The sequence below is a fragment of the Sphingomonas sp. Leaf242 genome (assembly GCF_001422045.1).
Taxonomy (GTDB): domain Bacteria; phylum Pseudomonadota; class Alphaproteobacteria; order Sphingomonadales; family Sphingomonadaceae; genus Sphingomonas.
This window is the reverse complement of the sequence record NZ_LMLW01000011.1, coordinates 299,318-321,084: the sequence shown is the minus strand read 5'-3', so window position 1 is coordinate 321,084 and position 21,767 is coordinate 299,318. Positions and strand designations below refer to the sequence as shown.

At 67.9% G+C, this 21,767-nt stretch carries 13 protein-coding genes; 10 read left to right on the top strand and 3 right to left on the bottom strand.

The genetic code is table 11. The features are described 5' to 3' along the window. Positions 1-41 precede the first annotated feature (41 nt). A complete protein-coding gene (locus ASF09_RS17300; protein ID WP_060527314.1) occupies positions 42-3,041 on the top strand; it encodes a glycosyl hydrolase family 28-related protein in 3,000 nt (999 codons plus the stop codon). On the opposite strand, the gene ASF09_RS17295 is transcribed toward ASF09_RS17300, so the two are convergent. Further along, positions 3,033-4,430: a sensor histidine kinase gene (locus ASF09_RS17295; protein ID WP_060527313.1), complete on the bottom strand. Its 1,398-nt coding sequence runs from the start codon at positions 4,428-4,430 to the stop codon at positions 3,033-3,035. The two genes, ASF09_RS17300 and ASF09_RS17295, sit on opposite strands and share 9 nt — an antisense overlap. Then, positions 4,420-5,085 carry a response regulator transcription factor gene (locus tag ASF09_RS17290; RefSeq protein ID WP_200912584.1) on the bottom strand — a complete coding sequence of 222 codons (666 nt, stop codon included), beginning with the start codon at positions 5,083-5,085 and terminating at the stop codon, positions 4,420-4,422. The genes ASF09_RS17295 and ASF09_RS17290 overlap by 11 nt, the downstream gene beginning before the upstream one ends. 109 nt (positions 5,086-5,194) lie before the next feature. On the opposite strand from ASF09_RS17290, the gene ASF09_RS17285 reads away from it, so the two are divergent. The 9 genes from ASF09_RS17285 to ASF09_RS17245 all read left to right on the top strand — a co-directional run bounded on the left by ASF09_RS17285 (position 5,195) and on the right by ASF09_RS17245 (position 20,457). Continuing rightward, positions 5,195-6,277: an ABC transporter substrate-binding protein gene (locus tag ASF09_RS17285; protein WP_060527362.1), complete on the top strand. Its 1,083-nt coding sequence runs from the start codon at positions 5,195-5,197 to the stop codon at positions 6,275-6,277. After that, complete coding sequence (locus ASF09_RS17280; RefSeq protein ID WP_060527312.1) at positions 6,274-7,761, top strand: OprO/OprP family phosphate-selective porin; 1,488 nt, start codon at positions 6,274-6,276, stop codon at positions 7,759-7,761. The genes ASF09_RS17285 and ASF09_RS17280 overlap by 4 nt, the downstream gene beginning before the upstream one ends. 214 nt (positions 7,762-7,975) lie before the next feature. Next, complete coding sequence (locus ASF09_RS17275) at positions 7,976-9,277, top strand: CitMHS family transporter (protein ID WP_056064457.1); 1,302 nt, start codon at positions 7,976-7,978, stop codon at positions 9,275-9,277. A 40-nt stretch (positions 9,278-9,317) separates the two neighbouring features. After that, positions 9,318-9,977 (top strand): alpha/beta fold hydrolase, encoded by a 660-nt coding sequence (locus tag ASF09_RS17270; protein WP_235529873.1) that lies wholly within the window; start codon positions 9,318-9,320, stop codon positions 9,975-9,977. A gap of 32 nt (positions 9,978-10,009) precedes the next feature. Next, positions 10,010-11,416 (top strand): L-serine ammonia-lyase, encoded by a 1,407-nt coding sequence (locus tag ASF09_RS17265; protein WP_060527361.1) that lies wholly within the window; start codon positions 10,010-10,012, stop codon positions 11,414-11,416. 10 nt (positions 11,417-11,426) lie between these two features. Then, a complete protein-coding gene (locus ASF09_RS17260; RefSeq protein WP_060527310.1) occupies positions 11,427-13,463 on the top strand; it encodes a M3 family metallopeptidase in 2,037 nt (678 codons plus the stop codon). Next, positions 13,460-14,521, top strand: coding sequence for a PLP-dependent cysteine synthase family protein (locus ASF09_RS17255; RefSeq protein ID WP_060527309.1), 1,062 nt, complete (start codon positions 13,460-13,462; stop codon positions 14,519-14,521). Before ASF09_RS17260 ends, ASF09_RS17255 begins: the two co-directional genes overlap by 4 nt. Positions 14,522-14,528: 7 nt before the next feature. Next, complete coding sequence (locus ASF09_RS17250) at positions 14,529-18,068, top strand: hydantoinase B/oxoprolinase family protein (protein WP_060527308.1); 3,540 nt, start codon at positions 14,529-14,531, stop codon at positions 18,066-18,068. Positions 18,069-18,153: 85 nt separating this feature from the next. Then, positions 18,154-20,457, top strand: coding sequence for a glycoside hydrolase family 3 C-terminal domain-containing protein (locus ASF09_RS17245; protein ID WP_060527307.1), 2,304 nt, complete (start codon positions 18,154-18,156; stop codon positions 20,455-20,457). A 223-nt stretch (positions 20,458-20,680) separates the two neighbouring features. Here ASF09_RS17245 and ASF09_RS17240 read toward each other — a convergent pair whose 3' ends face one another. Next, entirely contained in the window at positions 20,681-21,766 is a 1,086-nt protein-coding gene (locus ASF09_RS17240) for a sialidase family protein (RefSeq protein ID WP_235529872.1), read from the bottom strand. Between the last annotated feature and the right edge of the window lies 1 nt (position 21,767).

Below are 21,767 nucleotides of genomic sequence, written 5' to 3'. Positions count from 1 at the left end.
GAGCGATCGACGGGCACACTGCTTTTACGGGGAGACGGACGATGGACGCGAGATGGCTGCTTGGCGCCGCGGTGCTGCTGCTTTCGACGCCGGCCTCGGCGAAAACGACCTCGGTCTACCTGACCGCCCCCGCCGATCCGCGCGCGATCACCGTCAAGGGTGTCGGCGACGGCCGCGCCGACGACAGCGTCGCGCTCCAGCAGGCGATCGATGCCGCCGCAGCGGGGGGGCATGGCGGTGTCGTGTTCCTGCCGTCCGGGCGCTACCGGATCAGCCGCACCATCTTCGTCCGCTCCGCCGTCCGGATCTTCGGTGTCGGTCCGACCCGTCCGGAAATCGTGCTGGGCGACAACAGCGCGGGCTATGCGTCGGGCGTCGCGGCGATGGTCGCGTTCACCGGCGAGGACCAGTACCGCGTCGGCAAGGCGCCGGTCCCGCCGCCCACCAGCGTGCCGTTCGACCCGGCGATCTTCGACGCGACGTCGAGCACCTTCTATTCCGCACTGTCGAACGTCGATTTCCGGATCGGCGCGGGCAATGCCGGCGCGGTCGCGGTGCGGTTCCGCGTCGCGCAGCACGGCTATCTGCGGCATGTCGACTTCCATATCGGCTCTGGCCTCGCCGGCGTCTATCAGGCGGGCAACGAGTTCGAGGATCTGAAGTTCTTCGGTGGCCGCTACGGCATCATGTCGGAGAAGACGTCGCCCGCCTGGCAGTTCACGCTGATCGACTCCGACTTCCAGGGCCAGCGCGACGCGGCGATCCGTGAACACGAGGTCGACCTGACTCTGGTCAACGTTGCGATCCGCGATACGCCGGTCGGAATCGAGATCGATCGCGGCTATTCGGATTCACTGTACGGCAAGGACGTCCGCTTCGAGAACGTCGCGAAGGCCGGCGTCGTCGTGTCGAACGAAAGCAGCGTCTTCACGCAGATCGGGTTCGACAATGCGGTCGCGGTGAACACGCCGACTTTCGTGCGGTTTCGCGACAGCGGCAAGACCGTCGCCGGGGCAGGGGCACGCTACCGGGTCGGCGATTTCTCCTACGGCCTGAAGCTCGCCGGGCTCGGCCAGATCGGTGCCTATGCGACGGATATCGCCATGGCGCCGCTCGCGCGCCTGCCCGAGCGACGCAAGCCCGCGATTGCCGCGCTGCCGCCGGTGCGCGACTGGGCGAACGCGCACGATCTGGGCGTGAAGGGCGACGACACGACCGACGACACCGCGGCGTTGCAGCGCGCGATCGATACGCACCGTGTGGTGTATCTCCCGGTCGGTCGCTACCGCGTCACCGATACGATCAGGCTGCGGCCCGACAGCGTGCTGATCGCGCTTCACCCGAGCCTGACGCATCTATACCTGCCCGATGAGACGCCTGCCTATATGGGCGTCGGCGGGCCGAAGGCGCTGCTGCAGAGCGCGAAGGGCGGCAACGCGATCGTCTCCGGCCTCGGCCTTTGGACCGGCGGCGTGAACCCGCGCGCGACCGCGCTGCTGTGGAAGGCGGGTGAGGCGTCGATGGTCAACGACGTCAAGATTCAGGGCGGCGGCGGGACCGTGCTGACCAAGGGCAGCCCGATCGGCTTCGGCGATCCGCGCGCCCGCTTCGACGGCCAGTATCCGAGCATCTGGGTCACGGATGGCGGCGGCGGCACTTTCGCTGCCCTGTGGTCGCCGAACACGCTCGCTTCGGCCGGGTTCCACGTCTCGAACACCAAGACGCCGGGCCATGTCTACGAGCTGTCGGCCGAGCATCACTATCGCGCGGAAATCGTCCTCGATCATGTCGAGAACTGGGAGTTCCTCGCGCCGCAGACCGAGCAGGAGGTGCGCGACGGCGTCAACGCCATCTCGACCGAGATCCGCAATTCGCGCAACATCCTGTTCGCCAATTATCACGGCTACCGCGTCACGCGCTCGATCAAGCCGATGGACGCCGCGGTGAAGCTCTACAATTCGGGCGATATCCGCTTTCGCAACGTCCATGTGAACGCCGAGAGCGGGTTCGCGAGTTGCGACACGAAGGGCTGCGGCACGTATCTGCGCGCGAGCAAATTCCCGTTCGAGAACGCCATCAAGGACATGACCCGCCAGCAGGAGGTCCGTGAACTCGAATTCGCCAAGCTCGACGTTCCGGCGGCACCCGCGGCCGCCGCGACGGCATCGGCGGTGCCGGTATCGCCGGGCGTCGAAAAGCTTGCCGACGGTTTCTATTCGATCGCCGGCGGTGCGGTCGATGCGAAGGGCAAATTGTACTTCATCGATCGCCAGTTCCAGCGGATCCACGGCTGGTCGAAGACCGAGGGGCTGTCGATCGTCGCGGAGGCACCGCTCGATGCGGTAAACCTTGCGGTCGATCGCTCGGGCGACCTGCTCGTGCTGTCCTCGGCGGGCCGCGACGGCACCGTCTACAGCATCGATCCGGCCAAGCCGGCTGCGGTGACGGTGATCCCGCCCACCCCGGTCCGCGCGCGCCGCGATGCCGCAACGGTGCTGCCCGTCAACGTGTGGGCGAATGGCGAGTTTGCCGACCGGATCGATCCGACGACGTACCAGTTCCCGACGATGACCGACTTCTTCACGACGAAGATGGGCGAGGCCAAGCCGCAGGAATATGTCTCGCCCGACGGCTCGCTGGCATTGCCCGCGTTCCGCGTGTGGAACCAGGGGCCGGACGATCATCAGGGTTGGCGCTGGTCGGACACGCTCGACGCGAACGGCTTCGTTGCCGCCAAGCCCGGCGAGCGCGTCGTGCTCACCAACGCCTCCGAAGGGCGCACCTATTCGGGCCTAGTCGGCGACCAGGGTCGCGTCACCGATCTCACGATTGTCGCGGATCGTGGCGGCGAGAGCGTCGCGCACGATGCCGCCGGCAATCTCTACGTCGCGAACGGGCAGGTGTTCGTCTACGATCCGGCCGGTACGCTGCTGCGGCGGATCGATGTCCCCGAACGGCCGCTCCAGCTCGTGATCGGCGGCGCTGACGGCCGCACGCTCTTCATCCTCGCGCACCACGCGCTGTACGGCGTCTCACTCTGACGCCACGCGCGGGAAGCGCAGGATGAGCGTGGTGCCGCGCGCGGCGTCGCCGAAGCCGATCGTCGCGTTCAACCGGGCTGCAGCCGAGCGGACGATGGCGAGGCCGAGCCCGCTTCCTTCCGGGCTCGCGACGCCGCCGAGGCGGACGAACCGGTCGAACACCGTGTCGCGGCAAGCGGGCGGGATACCGGGGCCGTCATCCGCGACGACGACCGCAGTGTCCGATGCCGACGTTACCAGCTTGACCGAGACCGTGCCGCCGACCGCGTTGTAGCGGATTCCGTTGTCGATCAGGTTCGACAGGATCTCGAAGATCAGCGTGCGGTGGCCCGACACAATGTGATGCGCGTCGTCTTCGCTATCGAGCGTCAGGTCGACGCCGGCCTCGATCGCCTGGTTGATCCGGCGGGTAATGACCGCGGCGGCGACCTCGTGCAGGTCGACCGCCTCGAGTGGCGCGGAGACCCCGGCTTCCTCGGCGCGGGCAAGCGCGAGAAGCTGCGTGACCAGTCGTTCGAGCCGGGTGACCGCATCGGCGATCTCGTCGAGCGCCTCGCGGCGTTCGGCATCGGAGCCTCGCCGTGCGAGTGCGACCTGCACCTTCAGCACCGACAGCGGCGTGCGCATCTGGTGAGAGGCGTCGGCGGTGAACCGGCGGACGCCGACGGTCGCGGTGTCGAGCTGTGCCAGCAGGCGGTCGAACGCGCCGGCGAGCGGGCGGAGTTCGCGCGGCAGGGGACCCGTGTCGAGCGGGGAGAAATCGGGGCGCGCCCGTTCGTCGCGCGCCTCGATCGCGCCGCGGAGGCGGGCGAGCGGGCGCAGACTCCAGCCTAGCGCGGGTCGCAGCAATAAGGCGGCGGCGCCGACGAGGACGCATTCGCCGATCAGCAGCGCGAGCATCAGCCGCCGGGTGAGCGCGCCGCGGTTGTCGAGCGTCTCGGCGATCTGGACGATGACGGGCTTGTCGATCCGGGGGAGCGAGCGGCGGACCTCGGCTATGCGGATCTGTTGGCCGCGGTAGCGCGCGAAGCGGTAGCGCGGGACGTCGATGTCGAGCGTCGCGGGATCAGGCGCGGGCAGGTCGGCATAACCGGTCAGCAGGTCCGGGCCGACAGCGACGCGGTAATAGACGTTGTCGCGTTCGGTATTCTCCAGCATCCCGAACGCGGCGGACGGCAGGTCGAGCGTCACCTCGCCACGTTCGACCTGCACCGTCTCGGCGATCGCGCCGAGTGCGCCGCCGAGCACGCGGTCGTTGGTGCGGCGGACGACGTCGGCGATCAGCGTCGCGCCGACCACGCCGATCAGGATCGCCGCCGCCAGCAACGGTCCGAGCACCGCGACCAGCAGGCGGGTGCGTAGCGCGGGAGTCCGCGTCTCAGCCGGCATCGAGCATGTAGCCGACCCCGCGGACGGTGCGGATACCGGGGCCGTCGGGCGCGAGCTTGGTCCTCAGCCGCGTGACGTGGACCTCGATGGCGTTGTCGCCGACCGGCTCGTCGAACCCGAACACCTCGCCGATCAGCAACGCGCGGGGGACGACCCGGCCTGCACGAGTCGCCAGTGCCTCGAGCACCGCGCGCTCACGCCTGCGCAGGTCGAGCGCACGGCCGGCTATGTCCGCGTCGCCGGTCGAGCGATTGATCGTTAACGTACCGACGCTGAGCACAGGTAGCGGATCGCCGCCACGCCGCCGGCCGAGCGCCCGGACGCGCGCCTCCAGTTCTTCGGGTTCGAACGGTTTGCGCAGGTAATCGTCGGCGCCGAGGTCGAGCCCGCGTACACGGTCGTCGAGCGCATCGCGTGCGGTCAGCATCAGCACCGGCACCCGCTCGCCGCGACGGCGCAGCGTTTCGAGCACCGAGAAGCCGTCGATCCCGGGCAGTCCGACATCGAGGATCACCAGCGCATAGGGTTCGCCGGCGACCACTGACAACGCCTCCTCCCCGGTCGCGACGTGGTCGACCGCGTTGCCGCCGGCGCGCAACAACGCCGCGATACTGCGCGCGAGGGCCGCGTCGTCTTCGATCAGCAGGATGCGCACAACGGCTCGTCCTGCGCCCGATCGGCGTGAAAGGTTGGTGACAGGTTCGCTTCGTACTCCACCGTTGCAGTCTATCCGAACACAGAGACGGAAGGCGAGGAGAGTGATGATGGCACGCATTTTAGTGAAGATCGCGATACTGACCGGGCTGTCGGCGCTTGCCGCGACGGCCGTGGCGCAGCGCCCTGCCAATTATCCGCGCTCCTACGACCAGCTGATTTCCGACGCGCGTGCCGAGCGGCAGGTGCGGATCTATGGCAATGCCGATCGCGCCGAACTGCTGCCCGTCGTCGCCGCGTTCCGGAAGCGGTATCCGGGCATCACCGTGCTGTACGCGGACATCGGCTCGACCGAAATGTACCGCCGCTTCGTCACCGAGACGCGCGCGAAAAAGATGTCAGCCGATCTCGTCTGGTCGTCGGCGATGGATCTCCAGGTGAAGCTGATCAACGACGGCTTCGCGCAAGGCTATGCGAGCCCCGAAAAGCCCGCGCTGCCGCCTGTGTCGGTGTGGAAGAACATGGGCTTCGGCGTCACCGCGGAGCCGATCGGGATCGTCTACAACAAGCGCCTCGTGCCCGCCGGACAGGTGCCGCGCACGCACGCCGCGCTGGAGACTTGGCTGCGGAAGAATGCGCGCGCCCTGACAGGCCGGGTGACCACGTTCGATCCGGCGCGCTCGAATGTCGGCTATCTGTATCTCTCGGAGGATCTCGCGATCACGCGCGACACGCGGTCGTTGCTCGAGGCGATCGCCGCGACAAAGCCCGTGCTGTCGCGCACCAGCGAGCCGATGCTGCGCGGCGTCGCCGAGGGGCGGCAGGCGATGGCGTACAACGTGATCGGCTCTTACGCGGTGGAACGGGCGCGGACCGATCCCCGCATCGGCGTCGCGTTCCTTCAGGACTATACGATCGTCACCTCGCGGATCGCGTTCATCGCGCGCGAGGCCGCACACCCGGCGGCGGCGAAGCTGTTCCTCGATTTTCTGCTGTCGCGCGAGGGCCAGTCGCTGCTCGCCAGGCGCAGCCTGTGGCCGGTCCGCACCGACGTTGCCGCGCGCCGTCTTCCCTCGAGCCAGGCGCGACCGATCCGCGTGGGGCCACAACTTCTCGTCAACCTCGACCGCGTCAAGCGCCAGCGTTTCCTGCGCGACTGGACCGCGATTCTCGCCACCGGAGCCCAACAATGACTCTCTTCCGTACCGGGTGCGCCGCACTCGCGCTGATCGCCGCGACGCCCGCGCTGGCCCAGACTCCGAGCGATGCCGACCTTGCCGCGCTCGTGCGTGCGCAGGCTACCGAGATCGCCGCACTGAAGTCGCGGCTCGACCGGCTGGAGAACAACGCGGCCGTCGCGCAGGCGTCCGCGCCGGTGCCCGCAGCGCCGTTGCAGCCGGCACCGCAAGCAGTCGCGCAGAACAACGAGCCGCGCCGCACGCTGCCGTTCGCGCCGCAGCTCGCCCCTCCCGGCCCCGCCGACCGCAGCGTCGCGCAGGCGGTCGCCGCACGCGACAATCCGTCGGGCGTGACCACCGAATGGGGTGCGGGCCTGCCCGTCTTCCACTCCGCGGACGGCGTCTACACGTTCAAGCCGCGCGGTCGCATCCTGACCGACGTCAGCTCGAGCTTCGGCTCGAAATACGACGGCCGCAACATCACCACGACGGGTATGCGCGCGCTGCGCCTCGGTCTCGAAGGCGGCGTCGGCACGCACTTCTTCTACCAGTTCGAGAGCGACTTTTCGGAGAACGAGGTCGACGTCGTCACCGCGTTCGTCGGCTGGCGCAACAAGATCAAGCCGGGCCTCGACTACGACGTCCGCGCCGGTCACCTGTTCAACGATCGCGGCTTCGAAGGCTCGACCGGCTCGGATTCGACCCCGTTCCTGGAGCGCACCACGGTCGCGACCGCGATCATACCGCAGCGTGGTTTCTACGGTATCGGCGTGATGCCGCGCGTGTTCTGGAAGACCGGCCACGCCTCGCTGACGGTCACCGGCGACCGGATCGATGGCACGCAGGCAGTTGGTGACAGCCGCACGGTGCTCGGGCGCGCGCACTGGAACCCGATCAAGTCGGATACCGGTGTGCTCCATCTCGGTGTCTGGGGCTTCGACGAATCACTCTCCTCGGTCGCCGGCACGCTGACGCGCAACACGGTGATCGGCGGGCGCTTCAACGGGGCGCTGCGCGTGTCGACCGGGCCGCTGATCGGCGGCACCGGCACGACCGGCTACGGCGTCGAGCTTGGCGGCTATCGCGGGCCGTTGTGGGTGATGGGCGAAGCGGGCCGCCGCAACGCGCGGCTCGACGGCGGGCGTCCCGATTTCGTCAGCAAGGCGTGGAGCGTCTCGGGCGGTCTGTTCCTGACCGGCGACCTGCCGCCGTACAACCCGCGGCTCGGCAGTTTCGGCCAGCCCAAGGTGTTGAAGCCGACCTTCGACGGCGGGGTCGGCGCGATCGAGCTGACCGCGCGCTACGAAAGCCTCGATTTCGACAATCTGCTGACCGGTGGTGACGGCTGGGCGGCGACCGTCGGGGTCAACTGGTACCTGAACAGCTTCACCCGCTTCCAGGTGAACGCGATCCAGTGGAACACCGACAACCGCGCCGGCGACTATGTCGGCAACGACAGCGGGCAGACGCTGAGTGCCCGCGTTGGAGTTACGTTCTGATGCTGGCCGGCGGTCCTGTATTTGGCGCTCCGAGCAGCCCCGCGCGCGCCGTCATCCTGACGAAAGTCAGGACCCAGAGCCACGCAGCACTGCGCCCTGTAACCCTGGGTCCTGACTTTCGTCAGGATGACGAAGTGCTGGTGCCGCCTGCGACGGTAACTGCGATGCGTCCTGCCACCACCCCCTTTTTCACGCCCTTTCCTAGGACGATGCGATGAACCTTGCCCTGCTCGGCTTCCTGATGGTCGCCACGTTCATGACGTTGATCATGACCAAGAAGATGACGCCGCTGGTCGCGCTCATCGTGATCCCGTCGATCTTCGGCGTGTTTGCGGGCGAGGCCGCGGGTCTTGGCCCGATGATGATCGACGGCATCAAGAACCTCGCGCCGACCGGCGTCATGCTGCTGTTCGCGATCCTGTTCTTCTCGACGATGACCGACACAGGCCTGTTCGATCCGCTGGTCGGGCGTCTGATCCGCATGGTCCACGGCGATCCGATGCGGATCCTGATCGGGACGGTCGTGCTATGCGCGCTCGTCAGCCTCGATGGCGACGGCTCGACCACCTACATCATCACGATCGCCGCGCTGCTGCCGCTCTACAAGCGCTTCAACATGAACCGCTTGTACCTCGTCTGCCTGCTGATGACGACGAGCGGGATCATGAACCTGACGCCGTGGGGCGGGCCGACCGCGCGTGCCGCAAGTGCGCTAAAGCTCGATCCGGCGACGCTGTTCCTGCCGCTGATCCCCGGCATGATCGCCGGCCTCGCCTTCCTGATCGGTCTCGCCGTGTATTTCGGGCGCAAGGAGCGCGTGCGGATGGGTGAAGCCGGCATCACCGCCGATACCGAGTTCACCGGCATGGCCGTCTCGCAATATCCCGAGGCACGTCGCCCGAAGCTGATCTGGTTCAACGCCGCGCTCGTCATCACGCTGCTGACGTTGCTGGTATGGGGCATCCTCCCGTTGTCGGTGCTGATGATGCTGGCGTTCGCGATCGCGATGATCGTCAACTATCCCGGCGTCGCCGACCAGAAGGAGCGGATTTCCGCGCATGCCGGCAACGTGCTGGCGGTCGTTTCGCTGATCTTCGCGGCGGGCATCTTCACCGGGATCCTCGGTGGCACCGGCATGGTCGAGGCGATGAGCAAGGCGGTGGTCGGCGTGATCCCGCCCGCGCTCGGGCCGTACATGGCGCCGATCACCGCGGTGCTGAGCATGCCGTTCACCTTCTTCATCTCGAACGACGCGTTCTATTTCGGGATGCTGCCGATCCTCGCCGAGGCCGGCGCGCATTACGGCGTCGCGCCCGAGGCGATCGCCCGCGCGTCGCTGATGGGCCAGCCGGTCCACCTGCTCAGCCCGCTGGTCCCGTCGACCTATCTGCTGGTCAGCCTGGTCGGGATCGACCTCGCCGATCACCAGCGCTTCACGCTCGTGCCCGCGATCGCGGTCTGCGTCGTGATGACGATCGTCGGCATGATCGCGCTCGCCTTCCCGTTCGTGGCCTGAGGTGAGCATCCCCGCAACCCGCCGCTACCGGAGCTTCCGCATGATCCGACCGCGTACACCGTTGATGCTGCTCCCCGCGATGGGTTGCGACGGCCAGCTCTGGGCCCGCCAGATCGTCGACCTTGCCGCCGTCGCGCAGGTCGAGTTCGGCGACCTGTCGCAGGACGATACGCTGTCGGCGATGGCCGCACGGGTGCTCGCCGCCGCACCGGCGCGCTTTGCGGTCGCCGGCGTCAGCCTCGGCGGCTACGTCGCGATGGAGATGGTCCGCCAGGCGCCCGAGCGGATCACGCGGATCGCGCTGTTCGGCACGCGCGGGTCGATGGACGTCCGTCCGCGTACCGTCGCGGGGCAGGGGATGCTCGCCACCGCGCCGCACGCCGACCCGCGCCTGTCCGCGATCGTCAGCGGCCCGGCCCAGGCGATGGCCGATCGTGTGGGCCCGGTCGTGTTCGAACGCCAGCAACGCGCGCTGCTCGCCCGACCAGACATCAGCGAGGCGATCGCCGCGATTCACGTGCCCACCCTGGTAGCGGTCGGCGATCGCGACCGGATCTGCACCCCCGACGACGCGCTGTCGCTGAGCCTGCGGATTCCGGGTGCGCACTTCCACCTGCTGCGGGGCTGCGGCCATCTGTCCCCGCTCGAACGTCCCGGCGAGGTCACCGCGGTGCTCCGCCAGTGGTTGAAATCCGGCTGACATCGCCGCGTTGGCGGTGCATGGCGCAGGGCATGGATCCGCTGACCTTCGATCGCCCCGACGAGCGCACGCGAGCGCGCCCCGATTGCCATCAGGCGATCAGCATTCTCGACCTGTTCACGATCGGGATCGGGCCGTCGAGTTCGCATACCGTCGGGCCAATGCGTGCGGCGTGGTTGTTCGCGGATCTGGTGGCGGACGAGACGCCGGTGGCGGTGCGCGTAGACCTGTTTGGTTCGCTCGCGCTGACCGGGCGGGGGCATGCGACCGACAGTGCGGTGATGCTTGGCCTGAGCGGTGCGCAGCCTGAGACGATCGATCCGGACCTGATCCCGGTGCGGCTCGCGGCGATCCGGTCGAGCGGGCGACTGATGCTGGCGGAGCGGGTCGAGATCGGGTTCGAAGAGAGCCAGCACCTGCTGTTCCATGCACAGACCTTCCTGCCGGGGCATCCCAATGCGGTGACCTTTACCGCGTCGTTCGGCGATGGGCGGAGCGTGGAACGCACCTATTTCTCGATCGGTGGCGGTGCGATCGTCGAGGCTGGCTCGGGGCCGGTCAAGGCGAACATCCTGTTGCCGCGGCCGTTCTCGTCGGGGGCGGAACTGCTCGCGACCGGCGATGCGACGGGGATGACGATCGCCGACATCGTCCGCGAGAACGAGATCGCCTGGCGGCCGGAAAGCGAGACCGACGCTTTCCTTGATGCGGTGCGGGGCGCCATGTTCGCGTCGATCGATCGCGGGTGTCGGCAGGGCGGTATCCTGCCCGGCGGGCTGAAGGTGCCGCGGCGCGCGAAGGCGTTGTTCGAGGGCTTGCAGGCACGCGATACCGCGGCCGATCCCTCCGCGGTGTTCGAGTGGGTGAGCCTGTATGCGCTCGCGGTGAACGAGGAGAATGCCGCGGGTGGCCGCGTCGTTACCGCGCCGACCAACGGCGCGGCGGGCGTGCTGCCGGCGGTGCTGCGCTTCTACGAGACCTTCACCAAGGACCCGACGGCGAAGGGTGCGCATGATTTCCTGCTGACCGCGGCGGCGATCGGCTTCCTCTACAAGAAGCGCGCCTCCATTTCGGCGGCGGAGATGGGGTGCCAGGGCGAGGTCGGCGTTGCGTGCTCGATGGCGGCGGGGGCGCTGGTCGCGGCGCTCGGTGGGACCAACGAACAGATCGAGAATGCGGCCGAGATCGGCATGGAGCATAATCTCGGGCTCACCTGCGATCCGATCGGCGGGCTGGTCCAGATCCCGTGCATCGAGCGCAACACGATGGGTGCGATCAAGGCGATCAACGCCGCGTATCTGGCACTTCGCGGCGACGGTCGCCATATCGTCAGCCTCGATGCGGTGATCGAGACGATGCGCCAGACCGGTGAGGACATGCGCTCGCAATATAAGGAGACGTCGCTTGGTGGCCTGGCCGTCAACGTCGTCGAATGCTGAAGGATTTTCCATGACTGCCCCGACGAACCCGCTTCTCGATACGCTGTCGCTGCCCCGTTTCGCGGAACTCTCGCCCGACCAGATCGCGCCTGCGCTCGACGAGGCGATCGCGCGGCACGAGGCGATGGTCGAGGCGCTGACGACCGCGCGACCAGCCGATTTCGCGGGCGCGTGGCTGCCGTACGAGCGTGCGAATACCGAGATCGGCGCGATCTGGTCGGCGGTTTCGCACCTGCACGGCGTGGCGGACACGCCCGAGCTGCGCGCGGCGTATTCCGATGGGCAGAAGCGGCTCGTCGAGAACGACATGAAGGTCGGGCAGAACCGCGACCTGTACGAGGTGTTCGTGGCGCTGAGCGTGTCGCCCGAGTTTGCCGACCTGCCCGTCGAGGACCGCGTCGCGGTCGAGCAGGCGATCCGCGACTTCACGCTGTCGGGTGTGGCGCTGGAGCCCGAGGCGCGGGACCGGTTCAGTGAGATTTCGGTCGAGCTTTCCGGGTTGTCGAACGAGTTCGGCAGCGCGGTGCTGGATGCGACCGACGCGTGGTCGGAACTGGTGACGGACGAGGCGGATCTCGCCGGGATCTCGGATGCGGACAAGGCGATGTTCGCGGATGCCGCCAAGGCGAAGGGGCAGGCGGGCTGGCTGGTCACGCTGCAACAGCCGAGCGTCAACGCGGTGCTGACCTTCGCCGAGAACCGCGAGCTGCGCGCGCGCATGTACCGCGCGTTCGCGACGCGCGCGTCGGACCAGGGACCGAATGCCGGCGAGTTCGACAACAGTGCGCGGATCGCGCGTATTCTCGAACTACGGCATGAGGGCGCCAAGCTGCTCGGCTTCACCGATCCGGTCGCGTGGTCGCTGGAGACCAAGATGGCCCCCAATGGAGCCGAGGTGATCGCGTTCCTGCGCGATCTGGCGCGGCGGGCGAAGCCGGCGGCGGAGCGTGACCTCGCCGAGCTGAAGACGTTTGCCGCCGAGCAGCTCGGGATCGCCGATTTCGAGCCCTGGGATGCGGGCTTCGTGTCGAACCGGCTGCGGCAGGATCGCTATGCGGTGGATGCGCAGGTGGTGAAGGCGTATTTCCCGGTCGAGCGGGTGATGGAGGGTTGGCAGACGCTGATGCAGCGGCTGTTCGGGATCACGCTGGTCGAGCGCGACGACGTTTCGCTCTATCACGAGGACGCGCGGTTCTTCGACGTGGTGGATGAGAGCGGGACGGTGTTCGCCGGGCTGTATCTCGACCTCCACGCGCGCACCGGGAAGCGTGGCGGCGCCTGGATGGCGCAGGCGCGGCCACGGCTGCACGACGGCAACACCGTCACGGTGCCGGTCGCGTATCTCGTCTGCAATTTCGCGCCCGATGGTGGTGAAACGCCGTCTTTGCTGAGCCACAACGACGTCACGACGCTGCTGCACGAGACCGGGCATTGCATCCACCTGCTCTTCACCAAGGTGAACCGGCCGAGCATCGCCGGCACCAACGGTTTCGAATGGGACGCGATCGAGCTGCCGAGCCAGCTGATGGAGGATTTCGCCTGGGACAAGGACGTGCTGACCGGCATGTCCGGCCACTACAAGACCGGCGAGCAGCTCCCCGCCGACCTGTTCGAGCGGATGGTGAAGGCGCGGCATTTCCAGGCGGGGATGTTCATCCTGCGCCAGGTCGAGTTCGCGCTGTTCGACCTGTTGCTCCATCTCGGCACGATGGGCAGCGATCCGATCGAGGTGATCGAGGCGGTCCGCGACGAGGTGGCGGTGATCCGCCCGCCCGCATGGCACCGCTTCCCGCACGCGTTCAGCCATATTTTCGCAGGCGGCTACGCGTCGGGCTATTACAGCTATCTCTATGCCGAGTTGCTGGCGGCCGATGGCTTCGAGGCGTTTGCGGAAGCGGGACTAGTCGATCGCAAGACCGGCGATCGGTTCCGCGAGGAAGTTCTCGCGCGCGGTGCGACGCGGCCGGCGGCGGACAGCTTCCGCGCGTTCCGCGGGCGTGATCCCGAGCCGACCGCGATGCTAGTCCGTCACGGGCTGCAAGGGTGACGAAGCGCGACGACCGGCGCTGGTTGTCGGAGGCGGTGCGGAAGATCGAGGCGGACTATAACCGGTCCGCCGACACGCACCTGATCCGGGTGGATTTGCCGCGGTACCCCGGCATCGTGCTGTACCTGAAGGACGAGAGTTCGCACCCGACGGGCAGCCTGAAGCACCGGCTTGCGCGCTCGCTGTTCCTGTACGCGCTGTGCAACGAATGGATCGGGCCCGAGACGACGGTGATCGAATCCTCGTCGGGATCAACCGCGGTGTCGGAGGCGTATTTCGCGAAAATGCTCGGGCTGCGCTTCATTGCGGTGGTCCCCTCGACGACCGCCAAGCCCAAGCTCGACGCGATCCGCTTTCACGGCGGCGAGATCCACATGGTCGACGATCCGCGCACCGTCTACGCGGTGTCGCACCGGCTCGCGGCCGAAACCGGCGGGCATTATCTCGACCAGTTCACCTACGCCGAGCGCGCGACCGACTGGCGCGGCAACAACAACATCGCCGAGAGCATCTTCGCGCAGATGGCCGAGGAGGAGCATCCGTGCCCGTCCTGGATCGTCTGCGGCGCGGGGACGGGGGGCACGTCGGCGACGATCGGGCGGTTCATCCGGTACTGCCGCCACGACACCAAATTGTGCGTCGCGGATCCGGTGCACTCGGTGTTCCATCGCCATTTCGAGGATCGCTCGGTGGTCGCGTTACCCGAAGGGTGCGCGTCGAAGATCGAGGGGATCGGGCGGCCGCGCGTCGAGCCGAGCTTCGTGCCGAGCGTCATCGACCGGATGATCGCGGTCGAGGATGCCGACAGCATCGGCGCGATGCGCGCGCTGTCCGACCGGCTCGGCCGGCGCGTCGGCGGCTCGACCGGGACCAACCTCTGGGCGTGCGCGCAGATCGTCGAGGAGATGGCGGCGGCGGGCGAGACGGGCAGCATCGTCACGCTGTTGTGCGATGGAGGCGACCGCTATGGCTGCACCTATTACGACGACGCATGGCTCGACGATCGTTCGGTCGCGTGGACCGATGCCGCCGCACGGATGACCGCTTTTCTGGGCTGAGTAACCGATGACCCCATGGCAGTTCTGGATCGATCGCGGCGGCACGTTCACCGATGTCGTCGCGCGGCAACCGGACGGACGGATCGTCACCGCCAAGCTGCTGTCGGAAGATCCCGAGCGCTATGATGACGCCGCGGTCGAGGCGATCCGGCGGCTGACGGATGGCGCGGATGTTCCGCTCGAACTGCGCATCGGGACGACGGTCGCGACCAACGCGCTGCTCGAGCGCAAGGGCGAGCCGACCTGCCTCGCGATCACCCGCGGGTTCGGCGACGCGTTGCTGATCGGTCACCAGGAGCGGTCCGATATTTTTGCGCGCGACGTGAACCGTCCGCCGCCGCTGTTCGCGCATGTCGTGGAGATCGACGAACGTGTCGGCGCGGAGGGCGATGTGCTCCGTCCGCTCGACGTCGATGCAGCCCGCGCAGGATTGCAGGCGGCATTCGACAGCGGGCTACGCGCGGTCGCGATCGTCCTCATGCACGGCTATCGCTTCACTGCGCACGAGGAGGTGCTGGCGGCAATCGCGGCCGAGATCGGCTTCACGCAGATTTCGGTCAGCCACCGCGTCGCGCCGTTGATCAAGCTGATCGGGCGTGGCGATACGACCGTCGTCGATGCGTATCTGTCGCCGGTCGTCGATCGCTATGTCGCGGGCCTGAGCGACGCGCTGGGGCAGGGTGCATTGTTTATGCAGTCGTCGGGCGGACTGGTCGACGGCGCAGGCTTTCGTGGCAAGGATGCGATCCTATCAGGCCCCGCGGGGGGCATCGTCGGCATGGCCGCATCCGCGCGCGAGGCCGGCTTCGAGCACATCATCGGCTTCGACATGGGCGGCACCTCGACCGACGTGTCGCACTACGCCGGCACCTACGAGCGCGACACCGAGACGCTGATCGCCGGTGCCCGCATCCGCGCGCCGATGCTGCGAATCCACACGGTGGCGGCGGGTGGGGGCTCGATCTGCCGGTTCGACGGCGAGCGGTTGATCGTCGGCCCCGAGAGCGCGGGCGCGGTGCCGGGGCCTGCGTGCTACCGCCGCGGCGGGCCGCTGACCGTGACCGACTGCAATGTGATGCTCGGCAAGGTTCGGCCCGAATTCTTCCCGACGCTGTTCGGACCGACCGGCAACCAACCGCTCGATGCCGAGGCGGTGACCGCCCGGTTCGCGGAATTGCCGCTCGATCCGCAGGTCGCCGCCGAAGGGTTCGTCGCGGTTGCGGTGGCCGACATGGCGAATGCGATCCGGACGATCTCGGTCGCGCGCGGGCATGACGTGACGCGCTACACGCTGGCGTGCTTCGGTGGGGCCGGGGGGCAGCATGCGTGCCTCGTCGCGGACGCGCTGGCGATGGACCGGGTGATGATCCACCCGCTGGCCGGCGTGCTGTCGGCGTACGGCATGGGGCTCGCCGATCGCCGGGTTCTCCGAGAGGCGACGTCGGGTGCGGCGTTCGCTGAGTATGTCGAGATCACGCAGGCAGTGGACGGTCTCGCGGAAGCAGCGCGCGACGCCCTGGTGGCGCAGGGCGTCACGGCGGACGACGTGCGGACCGAACGCCGCGTGCATCTGCGCCGAGGCCAGACCGACCACACGATCGAGCTCGATCTCGACGACCCGGCCGCGATGATCGCCGCGTTCGATGCCGCGCACATCGCGCAGTTCGGTTTCGCCAGCGAGGCACCGCTGATCGCCGACCGGATCGTCGCCGAGGCGATCGCCGAGAGTCCGCCGCTCGATGCCGCGCTGGTCGCCTTCCCCGAAGAGCCAGCCGCGCCGCTGTCCGTCGCCCCGGTCTACATGGCCGGCGCATGGCACGACACGCCCGTCCTGGCGCGCGAAGGCCTCCCCGCCGGACACGCAATCGATGGCCCCGCACTGATCCTCGACAGCGTCTCGACCACCATCGTCGAGCCCGGCTGGCGCGCGCGCGTCGATCCGATCGGCAACCTGATCCTCGACCGGATCGCGCCGCGTGTCGGCGCAAGCATCGGTACCGAGTCAGACCCGGTGCGCCTCGCAATCTTTGCCGGCCTGTTCATGAGCATCGCCGAGGAGATGGGCGCCGCGCTCCAGCGTTCCGCCGCGTCGGTCAACATCCGCGAACGGCTCGACTTCAGTTGCGCGCTGTTCGACGCGCACGGCAACCTCGTCGCCAACGCCCCGCACATCCCGGTCCACCTCGGCTCGATGGGCGAGAGCATCCGCACGATCATCGACGCACGAGGCGGCGGCGCAGACGGCCGCGGTATCCGCCGAGGCGACGCCTATGCGCTCAACGCCCCCTACCGCGGCGGTACGCACCTACCCGACATCACCGTCATCATGCCGGTCTTCGCAGGTGACGACGATGCGCCCGCATTCTTCGTCGCTGCCCGCGGCCATCACGCGGACGTCGGCGGCATCACCCCAGGATCGATGCCCCCCGAAAGCCGCTCGGTCGAGGAAGAAGGCGTGTTGCTCGACGACGTGCTGGTTGTCGATGAAGGTCGCTTCCTCGAAGCCGAACTGCGCGCGGTGTTCGCGAGCGGCCCCTATCCCGCACGCAACATCGATCAGAACATTGCCGATCTCGCTGCACAGTTGGCAGCCTGCACGCGCGGGGCGGCAGGGCTTGCGCGATTGGCCGACGAGTACGGCACGGACGTCGTCGCGGCCTACATGGGGCACGTCCAGGCCAATGCGGACGCCGCCGTCCGCCGCCTGATTGCGACGCTCGACGACGGCGCGTTCGCCTACGAGATGGACGACGGCGCCGTGATCCGCGTGGCGGTTCGGGTGGATCGCGAGGCCGCGACGATGGAGGTCGACTTCGCCGGCACCAGCGGGCAGCGGCCGACCAACTTCAACGCTCCCGTCTCGATCGTCCGCGCGGCCGTGCTCTACGTCGTCCGCGCGCTGATCGACGAGGCGGTCCCGCTCAACGATGGCTGCCTGCGGGGCGTGACGATCCGCGTGCCCGAAGGCTCGATGCTCAACCCGCGTTACCCGGCCGCGGTCGTCGCGGGCAACGTCGAGACCAGCCAGGTGGTCACCGACGCGCTGTTCGGCGCGCTCGGCGCGATGGCCGCCAGCCAGGGGACGATGAACAACTTCACCTTCGGCAACGACACGCACCAATATTACGAGACGATCGCCGGCGGCGCGGGCGCAGGCCCCGGCTTCGATGGCGCGTCGGTGATCCAGACGCACATGACCAACAGCCGTCTCACCGACCCGGAAATCTTCGAAACGCGCTTCCCGGTGCTGCTGGAAAAGTTCTCGATCCGCCGCGGCTCGGGTGGGGCAGGCGCACATCGTGGCGGCGACGGGGCGACGCGGCGCGTGCGCTTCCTCGAGGACATGACCGCCTGCATCCTCGCCAACCGCCGCCGCGTGGCGCCGTTCGGGATGGCGGGCGGTGAGGCCGGCGGACTGGGCTCGGCGACCATCGAGCGCGCGGATGGCGGCATCGAGCAGCTCGGCTCCACCGCCAAGGTCGACATGCGGCCGGGCGACGTGTTCGCGATCGAAACACCCGGTGGCGGTGGTTTCGGACCCATTTGATCCGCTGCCCGATACGACGACCGGTTGCGGCAACGGGACGGACGCGTCACACACGGTCCGCACAAGATCACGTGAAAGAGAGCCCATGACCGCATTCCGTTCCCGCGCCCTGTTCGTCCGATTGCTTGCGGGATCGGTGCTCGCGATTGCGGCGCCGGTTGCCGCGCAGACGACCAACAACGCGCCTGGCGCCGCGGCGGCGAAGACCGCGGCCCCCAAGGCGCGGCCGTGGATGAACACCAAGCTCAGTGCAGACGCACGCGTCGACCTGCTCCTCAAGGAGATGACGCTCGACGAGAAGCTGCAACTCACCTTCGGCTATTTCGCGACCAACGCCGACTGGCTGAAGACGCCGGTCAAGAACTGGGTCTATCCGAAGGACGGTCTGCCCGCGTCCGCCGGTATCGTCCCCGGTATCCCGCGGCTCGGCATCCCCAACCAGTGGGAGACCGATGCCGGCGTCGGCGTCGCCAGCCAGCGCGGACCGACGCCGCGCTTGCGCACCTCGCTGCCGTCGGGGATCGCGACCGCGGCGACCTGGAACCCCGAACTCGCCCAGGCCGGCGGCGCGATGATCGGCCGAGAGGCGTTCCTGTCGGGCTTCAACGTGCAGCTCGCGGGCGGCATGAACCTCACGCGTGAACCGCGGAACGGGCGCAACTTCGAATATGGCGGCGAGGATCCGCTGCTGGCCGGCGTCATCACCGGGCACGAGATCAAGGGCATCCAGTCGCAGCACGTCGTCTCGACGATGAAGCATTACGCGTTCAACGGCCAGGAGACGAACCGCAACAACATCGATCACAAGATCGGCGAACAGGCAGCACGCCAGTCCGATCTGCTCGCGTTCGAGATCGCCAACGAGGTCGGCCAGCCCGGCTCGGTGATGTGCTCGTACAACCGCGTGAACGGCCATTACGCGTGCGAGAACGACTGGCTCTTGAACAAGGTCCTGAAGCGCGACTGGGGCTTCAAGGGCTATGTCATGTCCGACTGGGGCGCGACGCATTCGACCAGCGAGGCGGCCAATGCCGGACTCGACCAGCAATCTGGCTGGGCGTTCGATCGCTCGGCGTACTTCGCGGACGCGCTGCGCGAAGCGGTCAACAACGGTCATGTGACTGAGGCGCGCGCGACCGACATGGCGCGGCGCGTGCTGTGGGGAATGGTCTCCGTCGGGGCGTTCGACACGGTGGTGAACGGCGACCAGGCGACCAAGATCGATTACGCCGCGCATGCCGCAGTGACGCGCGCGGACGCGGAAGAGGGCATCGTTCTCCTCAAGAACACCGCGGGTCTGCTGCCGATCGCCAAGTCGGCCAAGTCGATCCTGCTGATCGGCGCGCATGCCGATGTCGGCGTGCTGTCGGGCGGTGGATCGTCGCAGGTGTATTCGCACAATGCGCCGACCAACGGCCTGATCGTACCCGACGAGTTCCCGAGCGGCTTCCCCGGTCCCAAGACCTATCACGCGTCGTCACCGATGAAGGCGTTGCAGACGCGGACCGGCGCCACCGTGACCTATCTCGACGGCAAGGACGTCAAGGCGGCTGCCGCGGCGGCGCGGAAAGCGGATGTCGTCATCGTATTTGGCGAGCAGTGGACGGGCGAGTCGTTCGACGTCCCCGACCTGAACCTGCCGGCTGGCCAGAACGCGCTGATCGATGCGGTGGCGCTAGCCAACAAGAAGACGGTGGTGGTGCTGGAGACCGGCGGTCCGGTGGTGATGCCGTGGCTTGGCAAGGTCGGCGCGGTGCTGGAGGCGTGGTATCCCGGCACGGCGGGCGGCGAAGCGATTGCGCGCGTGCTGACCGGCGAGATCAACCCGTCGGGGCGTCTGCCCGCGACCTTCCCCGCGTCGCTCGCGCAGCTGCCGCGGCCGAAGCTCGAGGGTGACCCGAAGCTCGACCGCGATTCGCATCCGATGGGCAATTACGACATCGAGGGCGCTGCGGTCGGTTATAAGTGGTTCGACAAGACCGGCGCCAAGCCGCTGTTCCCGTTCGGCTATGGCCTGTCCTACACGAACTTCGCGATGACCGGCCTGACCGCGGCGCCTGCCGGCAAGGGCATCAAGGCGGACTTCACCGTCCAGAACACCGGCGCGGTACAGGGCAAGGCGGTCGCGCAGGTCTATGTGTCGGGCGCCGGCTGGGAAGCACCCAAGCGGCTCGGCGCGTTCCGCAAGCTCGATCTCGCCCCTGGTAAGAGCCAGACGGTGTCGGTGACGATCGACCCGCGCCTGCTCGCGACGTTCGACGTCGCCAGCGGCGGCTGGAAGATCGCGGGCGGCGACTACAAGGTGATGTTGGCGACGTCGGCTGCTGATATCGTCCAGACGGCGACAGTCCGCGTGGCCGCGCAGACGCTCGACGCCCGGGGACGTTGAGCGGGCTCGGCGGTTATCCTGTTCGAGTTAGGGGTAGGGCGCCAGACCATCTCTTCTCCTCCGTCATGCCGGGCTTGTTCCGGCATCCACGGTCCCGCACGATCGAGACATTTTGGTTCGCGGAACGGTGGACCCCGGAACCAGTCCGGGGTGACGGAGCCTGTATTGTAACACGCGCCCAAAGCTGAACCCCGAAACGGCGTGGGCATCGCTCTAGTCCGGATCAGCGCAGCCGGCGCGGGTTGACCACGACGTATTTGATGTGCTTGCGATCATAGGTGTAGGTGATCCGGACCAGCCCATCGCGCGTCTGGATCACCGCGGGATAGGCATAGCCGTCGGGAAGCGGCTTGCTTTCGAGCGTCAGCACCGGATGCCAGCGCACGCCATCGTCCGACAGCGCGACATTGAGCGGCCAGCGCGGTCCGTCGCCCGGACGGTCGGGCCAATGACCGCTATGATTGTACACGATCAGCTGTCGCCCATCGCGCAGCGTCACCGCATCGGTGCCCGCGTTCGGGTTGGGAAGGTCGATCGCGGCGAGCGGCGACCAGGTCCGGCCGATATCCTTCGACCAGCTCATCGCCAACGCACCCTGGCGCGTGCGGGCGACGAGTTCGAGCCGCCCGTCGGGGTAGGACAGCACGCTGGGCTGGATCGCCTCGATATGCATCGGTGAGGGGATTGGCGGCTCGACCGTCCAATGCGCGCCGCGATCGGTGCTGCGTTCCATGCGGAGCGACCAGCGATTGGCCTCCGCGGTCCCCTCCTCGCGGCTCGATGGTGCAAGCCAGCTGCCGTCGCGGAGCACGACGGGCTTGTTCTTGATCGGACCGAGTACCCCATCGGGCAGGCGCTCCGGCTTGCTCCAGCTGCGGCCATTGTCGGTCGAACGGAGCATCATGCCCCACCAGTCACGCGGGTTCGGCCCGACCTTGTAGAACAGGCGGAGGTCACCGGGGGCGGGCTGGAACAAGACCGGGTTCCAGGTGGGAAAGCGGCGACCATCGGCACCGATCCCGTTCGCCACCGGCTCGGGCGCAGTCCAACCATCGCCCACGCCGCCGCCGTTGCGCGACGTCCAGATGCGGACATCGGCATTGCCTTCACCCGATCCGGCGAACCAGGACGCCATCAGGCTGCCGTCGGCGAGTTGCACGATCGTCGACGCGTGCGCCTGCGGGTAGGGGGCGTGCGCATCGATCAGTTCGGCCTTGAGGATCGGATCCGATGCGGCTGATCGTGCGGCAGTGTCGGGAGTGCCAGCCCCCGACAGCAGCGCTGACAGCCCGATGATCGCCGCCTTCACG

Coding starts and splice junctions, on each gene's coding strand:
- ASF09_RS17300 (WP_060527314.1), top strand. CDS start 42: ATGGACGCGAGATGGCTGCTTGGCGCCGCGGTGCTGCTGCTTTCGACG.
- ASF09_RS17295 (WP_060527313.1), bottom strand. CDS start 4,430: ATGCCGGCTGAGACGCGGACTCCCGCGCTACGCACCCGCCTGCTGGTC.
- ASF09_RS17285 (WP_060527362.1), top strand. CDS start 5,195: ATGGCACGCATTTTAGTGAAGATCGCGATACTGACCGGGCTGTCGGCG.
- ASF09_RS17280 (WP_060527312.1), top strand. CDS start 6,274: ATGACTCTCTTCCGTACCGGGTGCGCCGCACTCGCGCTGATCGCCGCG.
- ASF09_RS17275 (WP_056064457.1), top strand. CDS start 7,976: ATGAACCTTGCCCTGCTCGGCTTCCTGATGGTCGCCACGTTCATGACG.
- ASF09_RS17270 (WP_235529873.1), top strand. CDS start 9,318: ATGATCCGACCGCGTACACCGTTGATGCTGCTCCCCGCGATGGGTTGC.
- ASF09_RS17265 (WP_060527361.1), top strand. CDS start 10,010: ATGGATCCGCTGACCTTCGATCGCCCCGACGAGCGCACGCGAGCGCGC.
- ASF09_RS17260 (WP_060527310.1), top strand. CDS start 11,427: ATGACTGCCCCGACGAACCCGCTTCTCGATACGCTGTCGCTGCCCCGT.
- ASF09_RS17250 (WP_060527308.1), top strand. CDS start 14,529: ATGACCCCATGGCAGTTCTGGATCGATCGCGGCGGCACGTTCACCGAT.
- ASF09_RS17245 (WP_060527307.1), top strand. CDS start 18,154: ATGACCGCATTCCGTTCCCGCGCCCTGTTCGTCCGATTGCTTGCGGGA.